The 19976-nt window shown below is 34.2% G+C and carries 25 protein-coding genes and 1 tRNA gene; 8 read left to right on the plus strand and 18 right to left on the minus strand.

Features of this window, described 5'->3' with window-relative positions; translation table 11 throughout:
* Window positions 1-159: 159 nt before the first annotated feature.
* From albA to ACNF4Z_RS06510, 3 genes are read right to left on the minus strand one after another with little or no spacing between them, the layout of a single operon-like run.
* Window positions 160-429, minus strand: a complete 270-nt coding sequence (albA, locus tag ACNF4Z_RS06500) for a DNA-binding protein Alba (protein WP_458328431.1) — start codon at window positions 427-429, stop codon at window positions 160-162.
* Window positions 430-489: 60 nt separating this feature from the next.
* Window positions 490-912, minus strand: a complete 423-nt coding sequence (locus ACNF4Z_RS06505; RefSeq protein ID WP_458328432.1) for an Lrp/AsnC family transcriptional regulator — start codon at window positions 910-912, stop codon at window positions 490-492.
* A complete protein-coding gene (locus ACNF4Z_RS06510; RefSeq protein WP_458328433.1) occupies window positions 890-1171 on the minus strand; it encodes a hypothetical protein in 282 nt (93 codons plus the stop codon). Before ACNF4Z_RS06510 ends, ACNF4Z_RS06505 begins: the two co-directional genes overlap by 23 nt.
* Before the next feature lie 84 nt (window positions 1172-1255).
* On the opposite strand from ACNF4Z_RS06510, the gene ACNF4Z_RS06515 reads away from it, so the two are divergent.
* Both ACNF4Z_RS06515 and ACNF4Z_RS06520 read left to right on the plus strand, forming a co-directional pair.
* A tRNA-Leu gene (locus tag ACNF4Z_RS06515) sits at window positions 1256-1340 on the plus strand.
* A 123-nt stretch (window positions 1341-1463) separates the two neighbouring features.
* On the plus strand, window positions 1464-2291 hold the full coding sequence (locus ACNF4Z_RS06520) for a hypothetical protein (protein ID WP_458328434.1): 828 nt from the start codon (window positions 1464-1466) through the stop codon (window positions 2289-2291).
* Between the two features lie 821 nt (window positions 2292-3112).
* Here ACNF4Z_RS06520 and ACNF4Z_RS06525 read toward each other — a convergent pair.
* The 10 genes from ACNF4Z_RS06525 to ACNF4Z_RS06570 form a co-directional block, all read right to left on the minus strand.
* Window positions 3113-3484, minus strand: coding sequence for a Mov34/MPN/PAD-1 family protein (locus ACNF4Z_RS06525; protein ID WP_458328435.1), 372 nt, complete (start codon window positions 3482-3484; stop codon window positions 3113-3115).
* Window positions 3471-4292: an NAD(+) kinase gene (locus ACNF4Z_RS06530; protein ID WP_458328436.1), complete on the minus strand. Its 822-nt coding sequence runs from the start codon at window positions 4290-4292 to the stop codon at window positions 3471-3473. The genes ACNF4Z_RS06525 and ACNF4Z_RS06530 overlap by 14 nt, the downstream gene beginning before the upstream one ends.
* Window positions 4289-5062: an inositol monophosphatase family protein gene (locus ACNF4Z_RS06535; protein ID WP_458328437.1), complete on the minus strand. Its 774-nt coding sequence runs from the start codon at window positions 5060-5062 to the stop codon at window positions 4289-4291. The genes ACNF4Z_RS06530 and ACNF4Z_RS06535 overlap by 4 nt, the downstream gene beginning before the upstream one ends.
* 45 nt (window positions 5063-5107) lie before the next feature.
* Window positions 5108-5971, minus strand: coding sequence for a DNA-directed RNA polymerase subunit D (locus ACNF4Z_RS06540; protein WP_458328438.1), 864 nt, complete (start codon window positions 5969-5971; stop codon window positions 5108-5110).
* Window positions 5972-5973: 2 nt separating this feature from the next.
* Window positions 5974-6357 (minus strand): 30S ribosomal protein S11, encoded by a 384-nt coding sequence (locus tag ACNF4Z_RS06545; protein ID WP_458328439.1) that lies wholly within the window; start codon window positions 6355-6357, stop codon window positions 5974-5976.
* On the minus strand, window positions 6350-6916 hold the full coding sequence (locus ACNF4Z_RS06550; RefSeq protein ID WP_458328440.1) for a 30S ribosomal protein S4: 567 nt from the start codon (window positions 6914-6916) through the stop codon (window positions 6350-6352). The genes ACNF4Z_RS06545 and ACNF4Z_RS06550 overlap by 8 nt, the downstream gene beginning before the upstream one ends.
* Before the next feature lie 9 nt (window positions 6917-6925).
* Window positions 6926-7390 carry a 30S ribosomal protein S13 gene (locus ACNF4Z_RS06555; protein WP_458328441.1) on the minus strand — a complete coding sequence of 155 codons (465 nt, stop codon included), beginning with the start codon at window positions 7388-7390 and terminating at the stop codon, window positions 6926-6928.
* A gap of 76 nt (window positions 7391-7466) precedes the next feature.
* On the minus strand, window positions 7467-7757 hold the full coding sequence (locus tag ACNF4Z_RS06560) for a DUF357 domain-containing protein (protein ID WP_458328442.1): 291 nt from the start codon (window positions 7755-7757) through the stop codon (window positions 7467-7469).
* Window positions 7757-8098, minus strand: a complete 342-nt coding sequence (locus tag ACNF4Z_RS06565) for a hypothetical protein (protein ID WP_458328443.1) — start codon at window positions 8096-8098, stop codon at window positions 7757-7759. Before ACNF4Z_RS06565 ends, ACNF4Z_RS06560 begins: the two co-directional genes overlap by 1 nt.
* Window positions 8099-8147: 49 nt before the next feature.
* Window positions 8148-8957: a methyltransferase domain-containing protein gene (locus ACNF4Z_RS06570; protein WP_458328444.1), complete on the minus strand. Its 810-nt coding sequence runs from the start codon at window positions 8955-8957 to the stop codon at window positions 8148-8150.
* Between the two features lie 470 nt (window positions 8958-9427).
* On the opposite strand from ACNF4Z_RS06570, the gene ACNF4Z_RS06575 reads away from it, so the two are divergent.
* The 3 genes from ACNF4Z_RS06575 to ACNF4Z_RS06585 are packed head-to-tail and all read left to right on the plus strand — an operon-like array spanning window position 9428 to window position 12193.
* Window positions 9428-10708 carry an aspartate aminotransferase family protein gene (locus tag ACNF4Z_RS06575; protein WP_458328445.1) on the plus strand — a complete coding sequence of 427 codons (1281 nt, stop codon included), beginning with the start codon at window positions 9428-9430 and terminating at the stop codon, window positions 10706-10708.
* Window positions 10683-11525, plus strand: coding sequence for a hydroxymethylbilane synthase (hemC, locus tag ACNF4Z_RS06580; RefSeq protein ID WP_458328446.1), 843 nt, complete (start codon window positions 10683-10685; stop codon window positions 11523-11525). The genes ACNF4Z_RS06575 and hemC overlap by 26 nt, the downstream gene beginning before the upstream one ends.
* Window positions 11519-12193, plus strand: a complete 675-nt coding sequence (locus ACNF4Z_RS06585; RefSeq protein WP_458328447.1) for a uroporphyrinogen-III synthase — start codon at window positions 11519-11521, stop codon at window positions 12191-12193. The genes hemC and ACNF4Z_RS06585 overlap by 7 nt, the downstream gene beginning before the upstream one ends.
* On the opposite strand, the gene ACNF4Z_RS06590 is transcribed toward ACNF4Z_RS06585, so the two are convergent.
* Genes ACNF4Z_RS06590 through eif1A form a run of 3 tightly spaced genes read right to left on the minus strand, consistent with a single transcriptional unit; the run spans window position 12190 to window position 13876 of the window.
* On the minus strand, window positions 12190-12753 hold the full coding sequence (locus ACNF4Z_RS06590) for a KH domain-containing protein (protein WP_458328448.1): 564 nt from the start codon (window positions 12751-12753) through the stop codon (window positions 12190-12192). The genes ACNF4Z_RS06585 and ACNF4Z_RS06590 overlap by 4 nt on opposite strands.
* Window positions 12743-13525 (minus strand): serine protein kinase RIO, encoded by a 783-nt coding sequence (locus ACNF4Z_RS06595; RefSeq protein WP_458328449.1) that lies wholly within the window; start codon window positions 13523-13525, stop codon window positions 12743-12745. The genes ACNF4Z_RS06590 and ACNF4Z_RS06595 overlap by 11 nt, the downstream gene beginning before the upstream one ends.
* 6 nt (window positions 13526-13531) lie before the next feature.
* On the minus strand, window positions 13532-13876 hold the full coding sequence (gene eif1A / locus ACNF4Z_RS06600; protein WP_458328450.1) for a translation initiation factor eIF-1A: 345 nt from the start codon (window positions 13874-13876) through the stop codon (window positions 13532-13534).
* Window positions 13877-14099: 223 nt separating this feature from the next.
* On the opposite strand from eif1A, the gene ACNF4Z_RS06605 reads away from it, so the two are divergent.
* Genes ACNF4Z_RS06605 through ACNF4Z_RS06615 form a run of 3 tightly spaced genes read left to right on the plus strand, consistent with a single transcriptional unit; the run spans window position 14100 to window position 17883 of the window.
* On the plus strand, window positions 14100-15941 hold the full coding sequence (locus tag ACNF4Z_RS06605; RefSeq protein ID WP_458328451.1) for a DNA topoisomerase VI subunit B: 1842 nt from the start codon (window positions 14100-14102) through the stop codon (window positions 15939-15941).
* The gene (locus ACNF4Z_RS06610) at window positions 15934-17010 is read left to right on the plus strand and encodes a DNA topoisomerase IV subunit A (RefSeq protein WP_458328452.1); all 1077 of its coding nucleotides are present in this window, start codon (window positions 15934-15936) and stop codon (window positions 17008-17010) included. Before ACNF4Z_RS06605 ends, ACNF4Z_RS06610 begins: the two co-directional genes overlap by 8 nt.
* A gap of 54 nt (window positions 17011-17064) precedes the next feature.
* A complete protein-coding gene (locus ACNF4Z_RS06615; RefSeq protein ID WP_458328453.1) occupies window positions 17065-17883 on the plus strand; it encodes a carbon-nitrogen hydrolase family protein in 819 nt (272 codons plus the stop codon).
* On the opposite strand, the gene otsB is transcribed toward ACNF4Z_RS06615, so the two are convergent.
* Together otsB and ACNF4Z_RS06625 are read right to left on the minus strand one after the other, a co-directional pair.
* Entirely contained in the window at window positions 17878-18594 is a 717-nt protein-coding gene (gene otsB, locus ACNF4Z_RS06620) for a trehalose-phosphatase (protein ID WP_458328454.1), read from the minus strand. The two genes, ACNF4Z_RS06615 and otsB, sit on opposite strands and share 6 nt — an antisense overlap.
* On the minus strand, window positions 18581-19915 hold the full coding sequence (locus ACNF4Z_RS06625; RefSeq protein WP_458328455.1) for an alpha,alpha-trehalose-phosphate synthase (UDP-forming): 1335 nt from the start codon (window positions 19913-19915) through the stop codon (window positions 18581-18583). Before ACNF4Z_RS06625 ends, otsB begins: the two co-directional genes overlap by 14 nt.
* Window positions 19916-19976 lie beyond the last annotated feature (61 nt).

The raw sequence follows: 19976 nt of genomic DNA on the forward strand, positions 1-19976 counted from the left end.
GTAGCTATGAAGATTTACATGAAATACAAGGGAAATCTGGATAAATAGAACTTGAAAATGCTGTTATTGTTCATATTGCAATGAAAATCACGAACTACAGAACGAAGATAGCAGAATTAGGGTGGTTATTCGAAATCCTCAAAATTACAAAAATAAAAATTATCTTGTGAGAGTTATCTCAATTGAAGAAACGTTTGATTCTCCTCTCTCTCCTTCTACTTTTTCAGTGTCTATGTTTATTTTTGAATATTTTATGTCCTGTACAAACTTATTCTTGGTTATCTCTGCTATGTCAACAGCCTTACTTATGGCTTTTCCCCTTGCCTTTATGACTATTTTGTCAACATTGTTGTTGAACTGTGTCACTATAGCAAGCACATAATTCATTGTTGGTTTTTTTCCTACGTAGACAACGTTTTCTTCTGCCATTTGTATCACTGACAGCCTTAATTTATTAAACATATTTAACCATATCTAAAGATTTTTTATTCATTTTAATCTTATTAAGGTTTCAGTGTTTTTAACTCCTTTAAGTGATCTGATAAAATCAATCTTTTCGTTTAATTCGTCAAGTCTTTCATACATTATGTGTATTGCTATATCGTTTTTTCCTGAAAGTTCATATACCCTTGAAAACCTTCTTTTTAAAGCAGGTAATGTATAAGATGCTTCCTTCTGTTCATATTTAATCAATACTATTGCATCCCTGGTTCTATCTTCAACCTCCACCGTAAATCTTTTAAGATACCCTTTTTTTATCAACTTTCTGACTCTGTATCTTACAGACCCCTCTGTTATTCCCAAAGCCCTGCCAATGTCACAAAATGATCTTCTTCCGTTTTCTTTAAGCATGTCCACTATTGTGATATCTATTTTGTCTATTTCTTTCTCATCTGTAGATTGCCCCATCATTTCCGGCACCTCTCTGTACAGAACTTTTTTTGATAAGCTCCTTAGGTACCTGATTTAGCCTGATTATATTGGTTGCCTGAATCATGTATACAGGCAACCCAGTATTTGGATCATTTCCTGCCCTTAGAATTGCCATTATTTCCATTTTAACCTGAATAACTGATCCGTCAGAAAGTTTGATCTTCACCCACTTAGGTTCCTCTTCAATTTCAAAATTCACAACTTCTCCATCCTCAGGTAACTTTCCAGGGAATTCCATATATCAAGTATGCTTAATGATTATTTAAAACCGAACGATTCACTTAAAAAAATTTATTCACACTGAGGTATTATCCTTCAGAATGCGAGGGTTACTGAGCATGGTCAAAGGTGCAGGACTTAAGATTCTGTCCCGTAGGGGTTCGTGGGTTCAAATCCCATCCCTCGCATTTTGATAAATTCAAAAAAATTGGAGTATCAAGCACTCAATTTTTCTTAAAGTCAATATTTTAAAAAAATTGATATATTTTAAATATAAAATTTGACTAATAAACTATAATCGAGGAGATGGAATGAACATTAGTTCAGAAAATAATGTCGATTCGAATTTACGTGTTAAATTTAAATTTGGTAAAATATATTTTTATCATGGGGAAACAATGGAAAAGAGAAGGATTTTATTAGGGTATCTTAAGGATAAAAATTACAAAATTTTAGATTTATTTGATATAAATGAAAGCCAAATTCCGTTTCCGTGGTGTGTTTTTTCTACCGATGATGAAATTGAGCAAAATCTTCCTAAATTTTATGATTTAAAATTTAGGCACATTGTTAAAACAAAAGAAAATTCTGAAAAATTGAGAGAACTTAAAAGTTATTTTAACATTTCTGATATTCAGGAAGTTTTTAAAAGTCGGTTTCTTTTTCAAATATACATTGGAATAATAACAGGTTCAAATTTTTTATATATTGAAATTTCAGATCATAATATTTTTCAAAAATCTTCTTTTAATAAGTTATTACATTTGATGAAAATGGAAAAAATTACTGTCATATTTTCAAGTGACAATGAAATTACTGAAATAAACAACATTTTTGATAACAGCCTAATTCTAAAGGATAAAAAGATAAAGATCGAAAATGAAGAATTTAAATTACAAGTTGATAAAGGTTTTACAATTAAGGCAGGAAGTACCATAACAATCTCTTGCGATGAATTGAAGCTTAAGGAATTTTTAAGCAAAACTGAAAAAATTTGTGATATTAAATCAATAAAAATTAGCAATTCAACACTCACTGAGATATTCTTCGAAAGTTCATTAAATCCAGATGAAACAGAGAAAATCATGAAAATATGCGAAAGATTGGGAATTGAGATTAAGGTAATGGGAGGCGATTAAAGATTAAAAATTCTTTTTTAAATTCATTTTTAATTTTTACTTCTGATTTTTTCTTTATTATAAGTGTATTAATTTACTCAATCTTATGCTCATTTTCAATAATCGTATTACATTTCTATTTTTCTCTCATTACAAATCATTTTTTTTACATTTCAAAGTTGAAATATTTTATCCAATATTATGTCCCATTATTTTCATTATTATCAATATCATACTCATTTTTTCTTCTCCAAATTACACTTTTAAAAAATGATCTTTTCGGAACTTTCTACATTATGGGAAATCTTGGGGTTCAGGAAAAGAAAATATTGAAATCGGCATTGATGGCATTCATGGTGGGTTGTATTCCCATATTAATTTTCAATTTTTTATTTTCCTACATATTTTTTCAATTTCTATTTTATTCATACAATCCTCAAATTAATTTCCCCATTTTTAATTTTAATTATACTACAACAATAAGCTATTCCATAATATATTCCCTTTTTACATTAATAATTTCCCTGTTTTTATCATTTTTAAGTTCATTTCTATATATAATAAAAAAAAGAGAAATAAGAACGATCTCTCTTTCAATATATCTTATGGTTATGATTTTATTTTATCTGATAAGTTTTTCAGGTTATAAATCAATAATATATTCTCCACTTGAATTTTCAATGTTTGGTATGAACTGGTTATATGCCATTAATATTACAAAAAACTCATCTTTTGAAAATAATTTTTTTATTTACATAATGATAATAGAGCTTCTAACAGGCTTAACATGTTTTTTACTTCTAATCATTTATTTCTCACATCTTTCTAGATTAAAAGAAAAATTATTTTTTACCAATAACAGTTAAATCCATTGGCTGGCCTTTTCTGTCAAAAGCCTTAAAATCAGAAATTCTGTATGGCCATCCTACTATTATGTGAACTGGCCCTGTATTTGAAAACATATGAAGATCCTCATCCGATGGTCTCAAAACTCCTGATGGATGGGAATGCACAGAACCAACGATTGAAAAGTCAATGGGTTTGGCCCCCATCCACATTATTGTGTGATGATCCCCCTGAATAGTTCCTGGCAGGATCGCTATTTCATATATCACCTTGTCCTCCGCTCTTAACATGGCCCCAAATTCATTAGGATAGGAATCCTTTGAGGCTTCCATTATAAGGCTCAACACCCTAGATCTAATTGACCACATCCTTAAGCAACTTCTCCCTTAATTTTGAATAAAAATCTCTTCTCAGTGTAATGAACTTGTAAGGTTTTACTGATCTTGTTATTGTAATGGTATCGTCTTCAGAAAAATCAATTTCCCTCTGTCCATCCAAAATAAGCTTACACTGCTGATTTTTTCCAGAAAGTTTTATCTGAAGCAGTGAGCTTGAGGGTACCACAAGAGGTCTTATTCTCAGGGTAACTGGTGCAATATATGATACAACCATTGCCTGGGTCTCTGGCATTACTATGGGTCCGCCTGCACTGAGGGAATAGGATGTTGATCCTATTGGTGTGGCAACAATTACACCATCTGCCCTGGTTCTTTCCACAAAATTTCCATCAAGATAGAGCTTGAAATTTCTCACTTTGGCAACATGATCGCTGTGAAGAGTTACCTCATTCATTGCATATCCTGAGGTCTCTCCATTAATGCTGACCTCAAGCCTCATGAAATCAACATATCTGTGCTCTCCCCTTATAAGTCTGTAAATGGTCTCCTCAACTCTTCCTATCTCAACCTCACTAAGGAATCCTAGGGAACCCATGTTTATGCCCAATATTGCTCCCTCGGCCTTCTGAGCTGCAAGCAGAACTGTACCATCTCCTCCTATGGTTATTAGTATATCTGCCTTGATCTTTTCAAGATCAGCAAAAGAATTTCTATTTATGTAATTTGACAGTTCTCTCTCATATATTCTTTCCCAGTTTTCTGGAAGAATTGCATCAATTCTTTCCACAATCTTGGCGCATCTTGGGCAGTTTTTCTTGATTATAAAAGCAACCCTCATTTCATGATCATCTCCAGCTCATCCCTGTAATTTCTCCCAATTGCAAGCATATTTTTTCTTTCCTTAACATCCATTTCCATTGAAAATATTCTGCCGTCTGGTTCATACACCTCTCCCCCGCTCTCTCTTATAAGAAGTAGACCTGCGGCAACATCTATGTTTCTTAATTTTTTTCCTTCCCCCAAATAGGCAACAAAGTCAATGGAATTTATTGATACAAGGGCCATTTCAAATGATGCACAACCCATAATTCTTTTTCTTGTGACTGTCCTTTCAAGCTTTTCAGCCATCACACTATTTTCAAGTGAATAAACTACACCCGCATAACTTCTTTCTGCATATGGCTTCACAATCTTTCCATTTCTGAAAATTCCTCCACCTCTGATGGCATGAAAATAATTCCCTGTGGCAAGATTATAAACAATGGATTCTCTTATACTGTTTGTATTTTCATTTCCCAATGCTATTGAAAAGGTGAATGCTGGAATGTTATGCTCCGCGTTGAATGTGCCATCCAGAGGATCAATGTATAGGTTTTCTTTAAATCCTCTATCAATAAAACCTGCCTCCTCACTTATTATGTTCGCTTTGAACGATTTTTCCTCAATAGTTTTGAATATCTCTTTTTCACATAGTTCATCCAGTTTTGATGTTGCGGTACCATCTGCGCCTATACCAATTATACCAGTTCTATCAACCTGGTCTGTTATTAACTCAAGTTTTTTCTTAATTCGTAATCCAGTTTCAATAAAAATTTCCAGAGACAACATTCAAAAAAACAATGATAAATAATTATAATAAAATATGCAATTTTTTTATTCCTGAGCACTCATCGTTTCTACAAGTTCATTGAATCTCTCAGGTATTCTTTTCAAAGCATACTTTAGTATATCAAGAGGATCAAGAGAGCCGTCAGTTTCAAATTTAAAAACAAACGTGTTTTTCTCCTCTTTCATCAATGGAGGTTCAACATTTTTATCCACAGATTCCTTGTTAATTATGTTAATAATTTTCTTTAATTCTCTGTTTCCATAATCATCAGTTACTGTTATGTTTTTGTCATCACTGGATATTATGGACTTTCCACCGTGATTTAAAATTTCATCCACATGTCCGTGGATCTCTTTGTTTATTGTATATGTTCTGTGATATTTATAGGAAACTCCAGAAGTAGCCTGAAATTTTGCATGTTCCATACCCCTTCCGAGATATGCTTCTGCTGAAATGAGTAGTGCCTGGTTTGGGCCCAGCTTTACTATTGGGATGTTTTTGTCAGCTGGAACGAGCTCCGGATTTCCTGCAAAAACTATGAGGTCACCACTAACAACCTCACAAGGACCTGTTTTATTTAGATTGTATGAAACTGTGCATAGAGAGCAGCCCTTCCCTCCACACTGGCACTCTTCCCTAAAATTCATTCCTAGGTCGGATTTTATTGGTATAAGACCAATCCTGTGAGCTACAATTTCATCAAATAACGGGAGAGAAGAATCATATGTGTTACCAGAAGCATCTCTTATCTGTCCATGTCTGAATATTACCTTATCAATTGCAAGTTTTGGAATGTCATTTATTAAAGTTCTTCTTATTGCGTTTGCAACTCCCTCAGTTATGTTTTTAATCTTAAATCTTAAAAATTTTTCCCTAGTTTCAATAATCTCTATTTTAGGCTCTTCCATCTTCAGACTCTCCTTCCCCTCTTTCCGCCTTTTTTCTTTGTACCGTCGTGGGGTATTGGAGTGACCTCTTCAATTCTAACAATCTTAAAACCAGCCCTTGAAAGTGCCCTGATTGCTGACTGTGCTCCTGGTCCGGGTATCTTTGATTTGCTTCCACCTGGCGCTCTTACCCTGATTATGAGATCTGTTATTTCCTTCTCTCTTAGCTTTTCTGAAACAAGATCCGCTGCCTTCATTGCAGCGTATGGACTTGATTCCTCCCTGTCATTTTTTACAACCATTCCTCCGGTTGCCTTAGCTAATGTTTCAGCACCTGTTTGGTCTGTAACCAGAATAATTGTATTGTTCTGGGATGAATAAATATGGGCAATACCTGTCTTATTCAACTACCTCAGCCTCCTCTTCTTTCTGTTCCTTTCCTTCAAGTAAAATCCTCACCGGATGCTTTTCATCGCTTAAGGGGGATTTTTCTGTATATGTTATGTTTTCCTCATCCTTCTCCTCAACCATATATGATGGTATGGTAACTCTTGTATCTCCTATCTTGATATGTCCATGAACTATCAACTGCCTGGCCTGTTTTATTGTCACCGCCATATTTTTTCTAAAAACAACTGTCTGCAGTCTCCTTTCAAGTACATTTTCAATGCTTAATGACAATATGTCGTCTAATGTAGGATTCCCTGATATAATCTTATATCTGTTCAACCTGTTAACAAGAAGATTCAGCTGTTTGATGGCGTTTTCATCATTCCTTCTAATTTTAGCCTGAAGGTCCCGTGCCTGAGCCCTTATTGATTTGAGAAAAGTCTCGCTCTTCCAAAGCTCTCTCTTATTCTTTAAACCATATTTATTTATTATCTCTCTCTCAGCATCAATTCTAACTTTTTCCCAAGGATGCCTTGGCGTTGAGTATAATTTCTTCTGAAATTTAGGATCTCCCATGTTAAATCATCACTCCTTCTTTCTCTGAACTCCCACAGTCAGACCTTTTCTTCCATTGCTTCTTGTTCTCTGTCCTCTGACTTTGTGTCGTGTCTCATGTCTTATACCTTTATAAGACCTGATCTTCTTCATCAGGTTAATATTATCTTGTATCTGTACCTCCAAATCATTGTTCACAGGATTCAATGATTTTCCTGTTACGGGATCGTTTCTGTTGTTCTTCATCCAATCTGGTAATCCCTCTAACTCGTAACTTTCTATGTAATCTCTCAATTCGTCAATCTCATCCTCAGAAAGTTCTCCCAATTTTTTGCTTTTGTCAAAGTTAAGCTTTTTCACTATAGACTCAGCAAGTCGTAATCCTACACCTTTTAGATCAGAAAGGGCTAACACTATGTTCCTTTCTCCATTCAGGTCTTTGTTACCAATCCTTACAATGTACTGGAAATTCTCATCATTTTTTTCTTCAGGCATCAATACCCACATCCTTTAATGAAATCAGGTCTCCGATCATTTTAAAAATATATATAGTCTTTTTGCTATTTTTCACTCACAGGGTAAATTTTTCACCGTCCCTATCTGTCCTTATTATCCCAAGTCTTGCACAGCAATCTATCCAGCCGTAAGAGTAGTTAAGTGCGGACAATGCGTTTATTAAATCACCACTTTCTTTGAAATGAATTGCATCATTATAATACGCAGTAATCATTTCCATGGCATTTTTTCCAAAATCACTTAAAAAAGTTCCATTATCTGGAAGAATTGATATGGCTTCAAGCGCCTTTCTTTCAATCTCTATGTATTTCTGGACTTTTTCAGTTAGTTTTTCCTCAAGGTTCATTACCTGTAAATAGAATATTCATTTAAAAGATTCATTATTTTCCTTACATTTTCCTCGTTAAGGAGACCCTCTTCTTTCTTTTTTATAACAAATTCCTTCGCCATGTTAATACCGTGTCTGCTGGACATTGAATATATGCTGCCCGCAAGTGAACCTCTCAAGCTTTCAGCTACGTTTGTCAGTGCCTTATTAAGCATAAAATTAAACTCCTCACTTCTTTTCATGTCAAGCTTTTTAACCCTTTTTTTGCGCTCTTCCTGATTATCATATCTGTTATCTCTTCTATCATATTTTCTGTTGTTAAAATTTCTCCCTCTATACTTATTTCCACCATTATTCATTTATATTTTCATTATTGTATTCCTTTATGTTCTATAAATTTTCTTATAATCAGATTAATTTAATTATCTCTATAATAATAGAATAATGCCACATGTGGGGTGAATAGGACTTAACTTTATGGAAATCCATGATGTCAATTAAGGCGCCCATCTCCCTGAACCTTAAAAATATCTGATCTGTGAGGCCCTGGATACCACCGGTATCACTCAGGACGTGCAAATTAATCATTGTTCCTTCCCTTGAATTCTTTATTGCAGAATGTAAATAATTCATGGATTTGAAATTTCCCATTAATATCAAATCGTAAATATCTGGACCCTTGTATTTCCTTGCGTCTTGGCATTTAATACTAACTCTTTTGGCAAAGCCATTCTTTTCTGCTCCAAGTTTAAGGAATTTCAAAGCCTCAGCGTTTATATCTACACAGGTTGCCTTTGCATCTGAAAACTTCTTTAGTAACGGAAATGTAAAGTATCCTATGCCGGAAAATAGATCAAGGATACTGGTAATTTTTTCCAATTTTTTTGTGGGGTATGCTCTTTCATTTATATTCCCCTTGCTGATCATAACTTTAGTAGGGTTAATTGCATAGTAAATTCCGTTTTCTTTATAATAAGTGATGTGTGGATTACCACCTATCAATAAAAGTGAAGGTTTTCTTTCCCTACCTTCAATTTTTTCAAGTTTCACATATACTTGGCCAGCCAGGCCAGTTTTAACAATATTGTCGCCAATTTCTAATGAGTTTTTAAAATTTTCAGGAAAAATTATGGCATCACCAATTTTATGCCATCCTTTTTTGTAATCCTTCTCATTGAGAGTTGATTTTAAAAAACTCACCAGATTTATCGAGCTCACAATCACTGATTGATATTAATTTTAAATGATTTTTCATATTTTTAACAAAAGTTGTTATTAAATGAAATATTTTATGTTAAAGTTTAATTGACTTGTGAATTAATAGTAATTTTCAACAACATTCTTATGGATTTGAATTTCTTAACGTGCTTTTAAATAAAAAGAATTAATTTTTATGAAAAAAGTGAAATTTAAATTGATAAAATTCAAACATTTTTCTTTTTCTTCTCATATTATCAAGTGATACTCAACTTAATGCAAACGTATTTTGAGATAAAATTAAATATTTTCATAGTAAAAAATAATAATTTCATACGTCATAGTTTAGGATTAGAATTTCAGATATTTTAATAAGAAATCATAATTTTTATAAATAATAAAAATATAAACTATATTTAAAATTTTTAATTTTCAGGTATCAGAGAATTAAAAAATTGAAAAAAATAAAAGAGTGGTTGAAATTTAGTAATGTGAAATCAGAGGAAATTTTTAATAAAGCAAAGAATTTATTTCCCTCAGGTGTTAATTCACCTGTAAGATATTATAAACCTTATCCGATTTATTTTTCAAGTGCTAATGGATCAAGGCTTTTTGATGTAGACGGAAATGAATATCTGGATTTTAATACTGGATTCGGTGCCATTATAGCCGGATATTCAAATTCTGAAATAGTTGAGGAAACATTTTCATACATATCGAGGTCAGTTCCTGAGGGCGTTCCATCAGAACTTGAGGTTGAGCTTGGACAGATCATAAATAAGGCTGCACCTTCAATTGAAATGATGAGGTTCACTAATTCAGGAACAGAAGCAACGATGCATGCAATTCGTCTGGCAAGGGGATATACCAATAGAAAATACATACTAAAAATGAATGGAGGTTACCATGGTGCACACGACTATCTTCTGGTAAACGCCGGAAGTGGGGCAGAAAATTTTGGAGTTCCAACAAGTGCAGGAATTCCTAAGGAAATATCAAATACAGTGCTTGTGGGAGAATTCAACCACGAGGAAAGCATATCAGAAATTTTTAAAAAATTTGGAAATGAAATAGCGGCTGTAATAACAGAACCTGTTTTTGGAAACATGGGGGTAATCCCCCCCAAACCTGGATTCCTAAAATTTTTGAGGGAGATATGTGATCAATATGGTGCTTTGCTGATAATGGATGAAGTTATAACAGGTTTCAGATTCAAATTTGGAATTTACTCAGATATGGAGGGTGTCATTCCAGATATAATTACATTAGGAAAGATAATAGGAGGAGGAATGCCAGTAGGTCTATTTGGAGGCAGGGCAGAAATAATGAAAAAGATATCACCGGAAGGGAACATATATGAAGCAGGAACTTTCTCTGGAAACCCTTACACAATGGCCTATGGAATTTCCACACTTAACTTTCTGAGGCGAAAGGATTATGATTACACATTCAAAATGGCTTCATGGATCGAGGATAAGCTGGGTGCATACAGTGATATTGGCTTGAAGATTAATAGATTTTACAACATGTTCACTCCATTTTTTAACAGCACAAACATAACAGATTACTCAACAGCAGCCTCTTCAGACAGGGAAAAATTCATGAAATTCTTCAGGCATTGCATAAGAAAGGGGATATTTCTTTCTCCTGGACCTTTTGAGGCATCCTTTATAGGTTTTTCTCACACACCTGAGGAGGTTGAGTCGGCAATTTTTAAGATGGCCTATGTTATGGAGTATGACATGAATGAGGATTGGATCAAGGAAAAGTAACCTTGCAATGATTCAGGCTGAATTATTCTCATCAATCACTGGTGGCAAAAATGATATAATAGGTGTTGAAAGTGCTGGTGATATTAACACGGAAGGATCTTTGAGAGATTACGGTGGTACAGGCATTTTCACTTCTAGATTAAATGAAATGGTCATATCCGGTTATCTGGATTGTGCTGTTCATAGTGCCAAGGACCTTCCTTCTATAATACCAGAAGAGCTTGAAGTATCGGCAGTTTTTGACTGGAAATATTATCATGACGTTTTGATAAAGAATAGTAATTTTGATTATATTGAAAATCCGGTAATAGGAACTTCATCTCCAAGAAGGGAGGCATTGATGAAGCTTATTTACAGAAAATGTATAATTAAAAATTTAAGGGGAAACATAGAGACCAGAATAAAAAAGCTAAAGGATGGACAATATGATTGCATTGTTCTTTCGGAAGCTGCCATTAAACGCTTGAATATTAATGAAGATTTTGAGGTACTTAGGCCAGAGATATCAGTTCCAAGTCCAAATCAGGGTATGATAGCTGTTGTTTCCAGAAAAGATACGAATGAGCTGACGAAAAAGAAAATTATTTTGGCTGAAGATAAACTTGCAAGAGAACGATTTAATATTGAGAGGGAGATCGGAAAATTAATTGCCTCAGGTTGCAGTGAACCATCAGGTATACTCTACGAGCCTGAAAAAAAGATATTATACATGTTTCTTGAAAGGAATGGAAAAGTAGGTTTTAAAAAGACTATTGTAGATTCAATGGAAAATGCAGTGAACGAAGCTAAATCATTTCTGGAAGGATTAAAATGGTAAAAATTGTTTCTTTCAGACCCTCAGAAAAGATCATTTCCTATTCAGACATAATTAACATTCCTCTTGTGAAAATAAGGAAAAACAATTTCAATTATAACTCTTTGAATTTAAGACCAGGAGATGCACTTGTTTTCACAAGTTCAGAGGGAAGCAGAGATTTCACAGAAAGATTCAATGGTGAAACCCATGGTTTATTTTTTTTTGCCATAGGGGATAAGACTGCAGAACCATTGATAAAAAAAGGATTGAAAGTGATGATCCCTGACATTAAGGATTCTAGGGGTCTTGTTGAACTAATATTGGATAAGAGGGAAATTTACAAAAGATTATTCCTACTGAGAAGCGAAATCCATAATAAAATTATTGACAATGAACTTAGTTCAAGATCAATACCTTTTTTTTCTTACAATATTTATTGTTATGAGGAGCTGGATGTCCATGGGAAATTGAATAACTTTGATCCCGATGATACCATATTTATTTTTAGTTCAAGCCTACAGGTGAAAGTATTTAAAAAAAACACAGAGTCCAGATATTTGAAATCACGTGTAGTGGCAATAGGAAGGCCAACCCGTGAAACTTTGGAACTATTGGGCTATAAGAACATCATAATGGAAGGGGAGAGTGATTTCACCTTACTAATAAAAAAACTAGTGGATATTAATTAATCTCCAAATTCCGCAGCAAATTTCTGCTCTCTTAGCTCTTTTGCCTTGCTTTCCAGGAAGCTGTAAACCGTCCTGTGTTTTTTTCCACCAATGAGCATCTGTAGTGCCTGAAGAGAATACCTTATTGAGATAAAATCACCTATAACGCCAACCGTATCACCATAAATGCACACATCCGTCTCAGTTATTTCTTCTATTATTCTTCTTGTTTTTCCCTCTCTTCCTATTATTCTGCCTTTTATCTCATTTATTCTATTAGATCCTTTCTTTGCTATATCCCTAAGAGAAATCACTATCAGTTCATAATTTTCATTAAAAAGCTTCATTGCCTTTTCAGGATTGAATCCTCTTCCTATTGCTTTTACAACCTCTGTGGTTCTCAGTGAAAGAAGTGCGTCTTCTGGATTTTCTCCTATTATAACATCTCCCTGCTCCGAATCTATGGTGAGAAATGTCCCACTTTTCTCCTCTATGGCTCTCTTTACCTCTCCATTTTTACCAACAAGAACTCCAATTCTTTCCTTTGGTATTCTTATAACCGTGATATTCCTATCTCCCATCTTCATCACCGGTAAACATGGCTTCCTCAAATTTTGGGAAAGTGTTTTCCTTCAAATCTATTTCATTTTTTCTTGCAAAATTTTTCATATTAATAATATCTCTCTCATAGAAATATTTTGCATTTGGATGCTTTATTGACAATCCCTGGCCAAGATCTATTAGATATGCCTTTTTTCTGTGGCATAATATGTTATATTCGCTTAGGTCTGCATGAACTATTCCGCATTTAAAAACAAGTTTTATGTACTGGTCAATTGCAGAAAAAAAATATTGTTCAACATCTTTTTTTACATCCTTGAGGATAGGAGCTGCTTTTTTACTTGTACCTACATATGACATCATTATTACATTCCTGAAAGCCTTGAATGGTTCCGGGACATTAACCTTCCCTTCCCTTGCAGTCCTAAGATTTACAAACTCTTTTCTTACCCAAATATTGATTATATTATTCCTGGATTTTTTCTCATTCTCAAATCTTGGGTCACCATTAATGTAATCATAAATCTTATTGAATTTGAGTGTTGCAGTCTTGTATATCTTGAATATGTAAAACTTACCATTTCCAGATGCCCTGAAAACACTGGCCTCCTTCCCAGTTGATATTGGAAAATCAATCATTCGTATATTCCACTGTTTCATCATTTCATAAACAGTAGAAACAGTCCTTCTGTCAAAAACAAGTGATTCTGTTTTTTTATCCAAACTCTCTGAGAATCTGAATTCATCCATTTCAATGAGTTTCTTTAAAGCACTTTGCTCGTCTTTTTCCATAATTTATCATTTAAATATGTTTATGATCTCAGGAAGCATCCCGTTTCTGCTCAGGTTATTCACCTGTGTCTGAGTATACCTGTAAACAATATCAGCCTTTTCATTCTGTATTTGCCATGGTTTAACGATAACCAGATCATTCTCCCTTATCCACATCCTTTTTTTCATTTTTCCTGGAATTCTGGAAAACCTAGTATAACCATCCTCACACATAACAGTCAGATGATTCCCTCCAGAAAGTTTTTCCACAATTCCAAACATCTCACCTTTTTTCTTGTTTGGTAGAATAACTCTTACGTTTTGATCGTCTTCAATATCTGCATCTTTATTCTTGATATTTCCATTTTCCATAATAGCATGTATTATTAATCAATTTAATATGTTTTGTATAAAAACTTATATAATGAATTGAAAACCAATCCATGTTTTTTTAAAACTAAATATCATTCTTTTCTAAATTCAGGGTAAAATTAATGTAATCCAATAAATGGTTAATATTAAAATTTATTTTCCAATCATTTTTAAGTTTTGCATTCATTTTAACGTTTAAATAAAAATTACCTTTATGTAATCAATGGCTCAGCAGAAAAAAGTTGAAAAGTACAGGCAGACATCTATTTCAGAATTCTTTGAAAAAAACAGGCATATGCTGGGTTTTGACTCACCACAAAAATCACTTTTCATGATAGTTAAGGAGGCGGTTGATAATTCACTTGATGCTTGTGAGGAATCTGGTATACTTCCAGATATCAGCGTAAATATAGAAAAGATAAGAGATGATGTGTATGAGATAACGGTGCAGGATAATGGTCCGGGGATAGAAAGAAAGGAGGTTCCAAAGGTATTCGGCTCACTCTTATATGGGTCAAGATTTCATGTAATCAGACAGAGCAGAGGTCAACAGGGTATTGGGATTACTGCTGCCGTTCTTTACGGACAGATAACCACTGGAGAACCAAGTGAAATCATTACAAAAAGAAATGGCGATCTTACTGCCTACAGAATAGTGTTGGGAATTAATGTAAAAAGCAATGAAGCCGATATTAAAAATGAAGAACCATATATTTGGGACAGGGAAAACGGCACATCTATAAAAATAAAAGCTAAGGGTAAATATATTTCAGGGAAGCAGTCAGTTTTTGAATATTTAAACCAGATATCTATAATAAATCCAGATGCAAGAATTACATTTAATGCACCTGACGGAACGTATAAAATATGGGAAAGAAAAACTGAAGAGGCTCCGGAGCCTCCTAAAGTGATGAAACCTCATCCCCATGGAATAGAACTTGGGGAGCTACTGGATATAATTTATTCAGGTGGAGACGAACCTATAAACAAAACCCTTTTTCAGGGTTTCTCCCGAATGAGTATGGGAACTGCAGAAAAAATACTTGAGAATTCTGGAATACCCGTGGACAAAAAGTCTTCCAGTATCACAAGAGAAGAAGGGGAAAAAATACTTCAGTCATTCTACAAAGTTCAAATTTTACCTCCTCCCCCGGATTCAATTTCTCCAATTGGTGAAAATTTTCTAAGACTTGGAGTATATTCACAATACGATGATCTCAGACCTGCCTTTTTTGGTAAACCAACGAGAGGAAAGGTCAGGATATACAAGGGAAATCCGTTTTCAGTTGAAGCGGTAATGGTCTATGGTGGAGAACTTGAGGCAATGGAACAGATAAGGGTGGTGAGATATGCTAATAAGGTCCCTCTATTGTTTCAGGCTGGATCATGCGCAATAACAAAGGCCATTGGGGATTTAGACTGGAGGCCATATAATTTTGATCAAAAATTGGGAAAGGGGATTCCAATAGGGCCTGCAATCATTCTTGTGCACGTTTTTGGACCGAAGATACCTTACACCTCTGAATCAAAGGAGGCAATAGCTCAGGTTGATGAAATTGTTGAGGAAATTAAGGATGTCATAAAAGGTCAGCTTAGACAGTTAAGAAAATTCAATAACAGGGTTGAGAGAAACAGGAAGATGGGTGAAAGATTCAGACTCGTAAACACAATAATCCCACAGATTTCAAAAAAGTGTTCAGAAATTCTAAAATTACCGGAACCTGATATAAACAGTGTAATGAGTGCCATTGCAAATGTTGTATTCATCCAGGAGAGAATTGAAAATCGTGAGGGAAAGACTCTTTCAATAACTGAAATATTCAATTACAGATCGGAACCGGTATCGTTCAAACTAAAGATTGTATTCCCTGATTTTGAAAATGACTATACAATCAGCAATTTAAAGCCGGCGAACTCTGAGAGGATAGATGTTACCATTGAAACTTCAATAAAAGAGTATCCTGGAGCAGAGTACTATTTTACGGGAATAAATCCAGTATTCATCCAGGGTGCAGATGAACTCCCTGCAGATTGGGATGTAAAAAAAGGTGAGAAAAATGAATGAGAAGGTTGATATTCAGGAAACCTTAAAAAATGAGGTTTTGAAAATATACAATATGCTTAAGGAAGGACTACCTCCGGAAATAAGCCTTAAATCAAGGACAAAGGAAAATATAGTGATGGATGATTTTTACGGAGTTTGGAAATATGGAGAACAGTTAACAACCAGATCTTCAAAAAAAATTGACGGAGCAATGTTTATAGCGAAATATCTTTACACCATTGATTTTATAAATGAGATGCTTTCACAGAATAAATCATCAACATTAAGAGAGATGTATTATATATCAGAAGGATGGGCCGATTTTAAATTTCAGACCCAGGACGAATCAAATATGCTGACAGAGGACATGGAGATAATAACCAATCTTATGAGAGAGGATTTTCATCTCAGACCTGAAGAGAATGGAGCAAGTATTATCGGAGACATAACAATAGAGGAAAAAAACAGGAAGAATGAATTTAAAAAAATTAATTGCAAGGATGATGTTGGAGACGCCGGTTACACAATACCTTATAACGTAGAGAATGAAAAACTCAGGTTTGTATCTCATAATGCAAAAAGAATACTGGCACTTGAAACGGGAGGAATGTTTGATAGGCTTGTTGAAAACAAGTTTGATGAAAATTATGATACAATTTTAGTACATCTAAAAGGACAACCTGCAAGGAGTACAAGAAGGCTGCTTAAAAGAATGAACGAGGAACTCAATCTCCCAGTATATGTATTCACAGATGGCGATCCCTGGTCATTTAGAATATTTGGTTCCATCGCATATGGAGCAATAAAAACAGCCCACATTTCACAGTGGCTCGCAGTTCCAACAGCAGAATTTGTGGGTATTTCAGCATCAGATATACTCAATTATGACCTGCCAACGGACAAATTGAATGATAAGGATATTGCAGCACTTAAGGCAGAACTTTCCGATCCGAGATTCAACTCTGAATTCTGGATTTCAGAAATAGAGACAATGTTAAAGATAGGAAAAAAGGCAGAGCAGCAGGCACTTGCGAAATATGGTTTAAATTTTGTAACGGATACATATCTGCCAGAGAAGCTAAATCTATAGGCAATGATATTATGAAAAAAAATATAATTCTAAAATCAATGAGGAAACGGTAATATGGATGAACAATTATCTATGAAAATTACTCTGGCTCAGATTAAAACTGTAAGTGACGTCAAAGAAAACCTTTCTAAGATAACTGAAGTTGTGGAAAACCATGGAAAAAATACAGACTTAATTATATTTCCAGAGTATTCAATGTTCAAACCAGACTATTCAAATCCAAAAAAAATAAATGATATATCAGAGGAAATGGATGGTGAATTTATTTCCACTATAAAGAAGGCCGCCTTTGAAAAAAAAACTGGAATAATTATCAACTTTACGGAGAGAAGAGGTAAGGCTGAAAAACCATTTAACACATCAGTTTACATAAATGAATTTGGTATGATTTCAGGAACATATTCTAAACTTCATCTTTTCGATAGTTATGGTTACAGGGAGAGTTCCCTGTTTGAGAAGGGAATGAGAGATCCAGATACGTTTATGGTGAGGGGGGTAAAATCTGCAATGGAGATTTGTTATGATATCAGGTTCCCTGAACTTTCAAGAAGATATGCACTTCAGGGAGCAAACATAATATTTGTAAATGCAGCATTTTATTCTGGAAAAGGGAAGAAGGAAACATGGTCAACACTACTAAGAGCAAGGGCAATGGAAAACGGGGTTTTCGTGGTTGCCTGTAACCAGCCGGGTGAAGAATTTGTCGGGAACTCAATGATAATTTCTCCTGATGGAACCATAATGGAGAGTCTTGGAGATGAAGAGGGCATAATAAATGCATCAATCGATCTAAAATTAATTGAAGAATACAGAAAAACAGTACCAGTTCTAAAATCAAGACGCCTGGATGTTTATGATGTGATGGGTTTATGATACAAGTTCCCACAATATTTTTTTAAACTCCTCGGGAGTACTGACCCTTAACATGGCAGAAGTATGGCCACTACCCACCTTTATTGTCAGGCAATTATTGCATTGAATGAATGCATCCTCATCTGTCTTCTCATCCCCTGCTATTACACATTTTTCCTTATTTAAAAGCCTCTTTATTGTAAGACCTTTATTTATCCCTCTCGGTCTTATTTCGTAAAGATTTATTCCGTTGTAAACCTCCATTCTATCTTCATAATTAACAATTAAATTATCTATGAACTTTTTAATTTCAGTAATACTGTTTTCCTTGCAATTACCAAAGTGGAAAACAACAGCGAGCCCTTTGTTATAAATCCTTAGACAAGGATCATTTATAAATTTCGATTTTTCAATTATTTCCTCTGCAATTTTTGCATATTCATTCTTATCGATTAGGTATTCCGGTTCTTTTCCCTTCATTTTTAATACGGCACCATGTAAACCTATGTAATTTAAATCAAGGTCAATAAATTTATTAAGATCCTCTATTGTTCTCCCTGAAACTATGTATAGTTTGTATTTTTTATCAAGAAGGAAAAGCAGTTTTTTTCCATTCTCATCAAGAAATGTTTTCTCAGGATCATTTGATAAATTTACCAGGGTTCCGTCATAATCAATAAAAAATACTGTGTCATCGGTTAAATACTCTTTTAAGATATTATAAATTAACATCTTTAATTCCCACTGTGCTGAGCACCTTTTTTACCCACCACTCATAATCATGTCTCTTTAAAAATTTTTTCATGGACTGCAATCTTTCCTGTCTTTCAGAATCATCCATATGCATTGCTCTCCAAATCTTTTCAGCAACATCTTCAGGTGAGTTTGGATTCACCTTTAAAACTCCATCCAAATAGTTGCTAACACCTGTGAATTCAGATATTATTAGAACTCCATTTTTTGTTGAAGCTATAAATTCCTCAGCAACCAGGTTTAGGCCATCCTTTAGAGGAGTGATCAGTGCTATGTCACAGCTTGAATAGTATGAAAGAAGCTGCCTCCTGTTTATTTTTCTATACATGTATATGATTGGTACCCACTCCACACTTCCATAAAGTCCATTTATTCTCCCAACATTTTTTTCAAGTTCATCCTTAAGTTCAGCGTATCCTTCTATATTTGATCTGCTTGGTGTCACTATCATTACATATGTAAACTTACCTTTAAATTCAGGATAATTTATAATAAAATGTTCAATGGCAAGAAGCCTCTGAATTAATCCCTTCGTATAATCCAGCCGATCTATGGAAAATATTATTCTCATTTGACCCTTTAAATTTTCTTTCTTTTCATTAAAATTTTGAAAATCCATAAAATCTATTCCCAATGGAATAGCATGAACTTTATTTTCTATATTTTTATCTCTGCCCACTATCCTGAAATAGGACTCTTTAAAGTTTTTAACATATTCTTCCGTATGGAACGTGACGGAGTCTGACATTGAAATACTTCTCACTATTTCATTCCTCTCAGGTAAATTGGAGTAAAATTCCGATGACACCCATGGTATATGCCAAGTAAATATTATTTTGTTTTCTACACCTCTTTCCCTGAGCATTCCCGGGAGTAATGAAAGTTGATAATCATGTATCCAGATCACCTGAGCCTTATCCTCTATTGTGCTCAATACCTCGTCACAGAACTTCCTATTCACTCTTTTATAGTCCTTGAATGAGGATGAATTGTACTTTATTTTCTCCCTGAAGTAATGAAAAAGAGGCCAGAGTGTACTGTTTGAATATGCATCATAATACCCTCTTCTCTCCTTAAGATCCAGCATTATTCTTTTTATTCTGTAATTTCCATCCATTTCGTCAAGATGCTCCTTGTCCATGGAACCATCTCCCCAGAACACCCAGACTCCTCCATATTTCTCCATCACTGCCTTTAATCCTGTTGCAACGCCTCCAACATTAAATTTTTTTACTGTTCCAGTTCTACCCCTTTCATATGAATAAGGGCCTCTGCTTGTCACCATGATCAAAGACGTCATATCTTTTTATATATTAATGGAATAAACACTTTTTCCTGCTTTAAGCAGAAATCTTATTTTT

The sequence above is a fragment of the Caldiplasma sukawensis genome (genome assembly GCF_052315375.1).
GTDB lineage: Archaea > Thermoplasmatota > Thermoplasmata > Thermoplasmatales > Thermoplasmataceae > Cuniculiplasma.

Coding starts and splice junctions, on each gene's coding strand:
- albA (WP_458328431.1), bottom strand. CDS start 429: ATGGCAGAAGAAAACGTTGTCTACGTAGGAAAAAAACCAACAATGAAT.
- ACNF4Z_RS06505 (WP_458328432.1), bottom strand. CDS start 912: ATGATGGGGCAATCTACAGATGAGAAAGAAATAGACAAAATAGATATC.
- ACNF4Z_RS06510 (WP_458328433.1), bottom strand. CDS start 1,171: ATGGAATTCCCTGGAAAGTTACCTGAGGATGGAGAAGTTGTGAATTTT.
- ACNF4Z_RS06520 (WP_458328434.1), top strand. CDS start 1,464: ATGAACATTAGTTCAGAAAATAATGTCGATTCGAATTTACGTGTTAAA.
- ACNF4Z_RS06525 (WP_458328435.1), bottom strand. CDS start 3,484: ATGTGGTCAATTAGATCTAGGGTGTTGAGCCTTATAATGGAAGCCTCA.
- ACNF4Z_RS06530 (WP_458328436.1), bottom strand. CDS start 4,292: ATGAGGGTTGCTTTTATAATCAAGAAAAACTGCCCAAGATGCGCCAAG.
- ACNF4Z_RS06535 (WP_458328437.1), bottom strand. CDS start 5,062: ATGTTGTCTCTGGAAATTTTTATTGAAACTGGATTACGAATTAAGAAA.
- ACNF4Z_RS06540 (WP_458328438.1), bottom strand. CDS start 5,971: ATGGAAGAGCCTAAAATAGAGATTATTGAAACTAGGGAAAAATTTTTA.
- ACNF4Z_RS06550 (WP_458328440.1), bottom strand. CDS start 6,916: ATGGGAGATCCTAAATTTCAGAAGAAATTATACTCAACGCCAAGGCAT.
- ACNF4Z_RS06555 (WP_458328441.1), bottom strand. CDS start 7,390: ATGCCTGAAGAAAAAAATGATGAGAATTTCCAGTACATTGTAAGGATT.
- ACNF4Z_RS06560 (WP_458328442.1), bottom strand. CDS start 7,757: ATGAACCTTGAGGAAAAACTAACTGAAAAAGTCCAGAAATACATAGAG.
- ACNF4Z_RS06565 (WP_458328443.1), bottom strand. CDS start 8,098: ATGAATAATGGTGGAAATAAGTATAGAGGGAGAAATTTTAACAACAGA.
- hemC (WP_458328446.1), top strand. CDS start 10,683: ATGAGGATTGGATCAAGGAAAAGTAACCTTGCAATGATTCAGGCTGAA.
- ACNF4Z_RS06585 (WP_458328447.1), top strand. CDS start 11,519: ATGGTAAAAATTGTTTCTTTCAGACCCTCAGAAAAGATCATTTCCTAT.
- ACNF4Z_RS06590 (WP_458328448.1), bottom strand. CDS start 12,753: ATGGGAGATAGGAATATCACGGTTATAAGAATACCAAAGGAAAGAATT.
- ACNF4Z_RS06595 (WP_458328449.1), bottom strand. CDS start 13,525: ATGGAAAAAGACGAGCAAAGTGCTTTAAAGAAACTCATTGAAATGGAT.
- eif1A (WP_458328450.1), bottom strand. CDS start 13,876: ATGGAAAATGGAAATATCAAGAATAAAGATGCAGATATTGAAGACGAT.
- ACNF4Z_RS06605 (WP_458328451.1), top strand. CDS start 14,100: ATGGCTCAGCAGAAAAAAGTTGAAAAGTACAGGCAGACATCTATTTCA.
- ACNF4Z_RS06610 (WP_458328452.1), top strand. CDS start 15,934: ATGAATGAGAAGGTTGATATTCAGGAAACCTTAAAAAATGAGGTTTTG.
- ACNF4Z_RS06615 (WP_458328453.1), top strand. CDS start 17,065: ATGGATGAACAATTATCTATGAAAATTACTCTGGCTCAGATTAAAACT.
- otsB (WP_458328454.1), bottom strand. CDS start 18,594: ATGTTAATTTATAATATCTTAAAAGAGTATTTAACCGATGACACAGTA.
- ACNF4Z_RS06625 (WP_458328455.1), bottom strand. CDS start 19,915: ATGACGTCTTTGATCATGGTGACAAGCAGAGGCCCTTATTCATATGAA.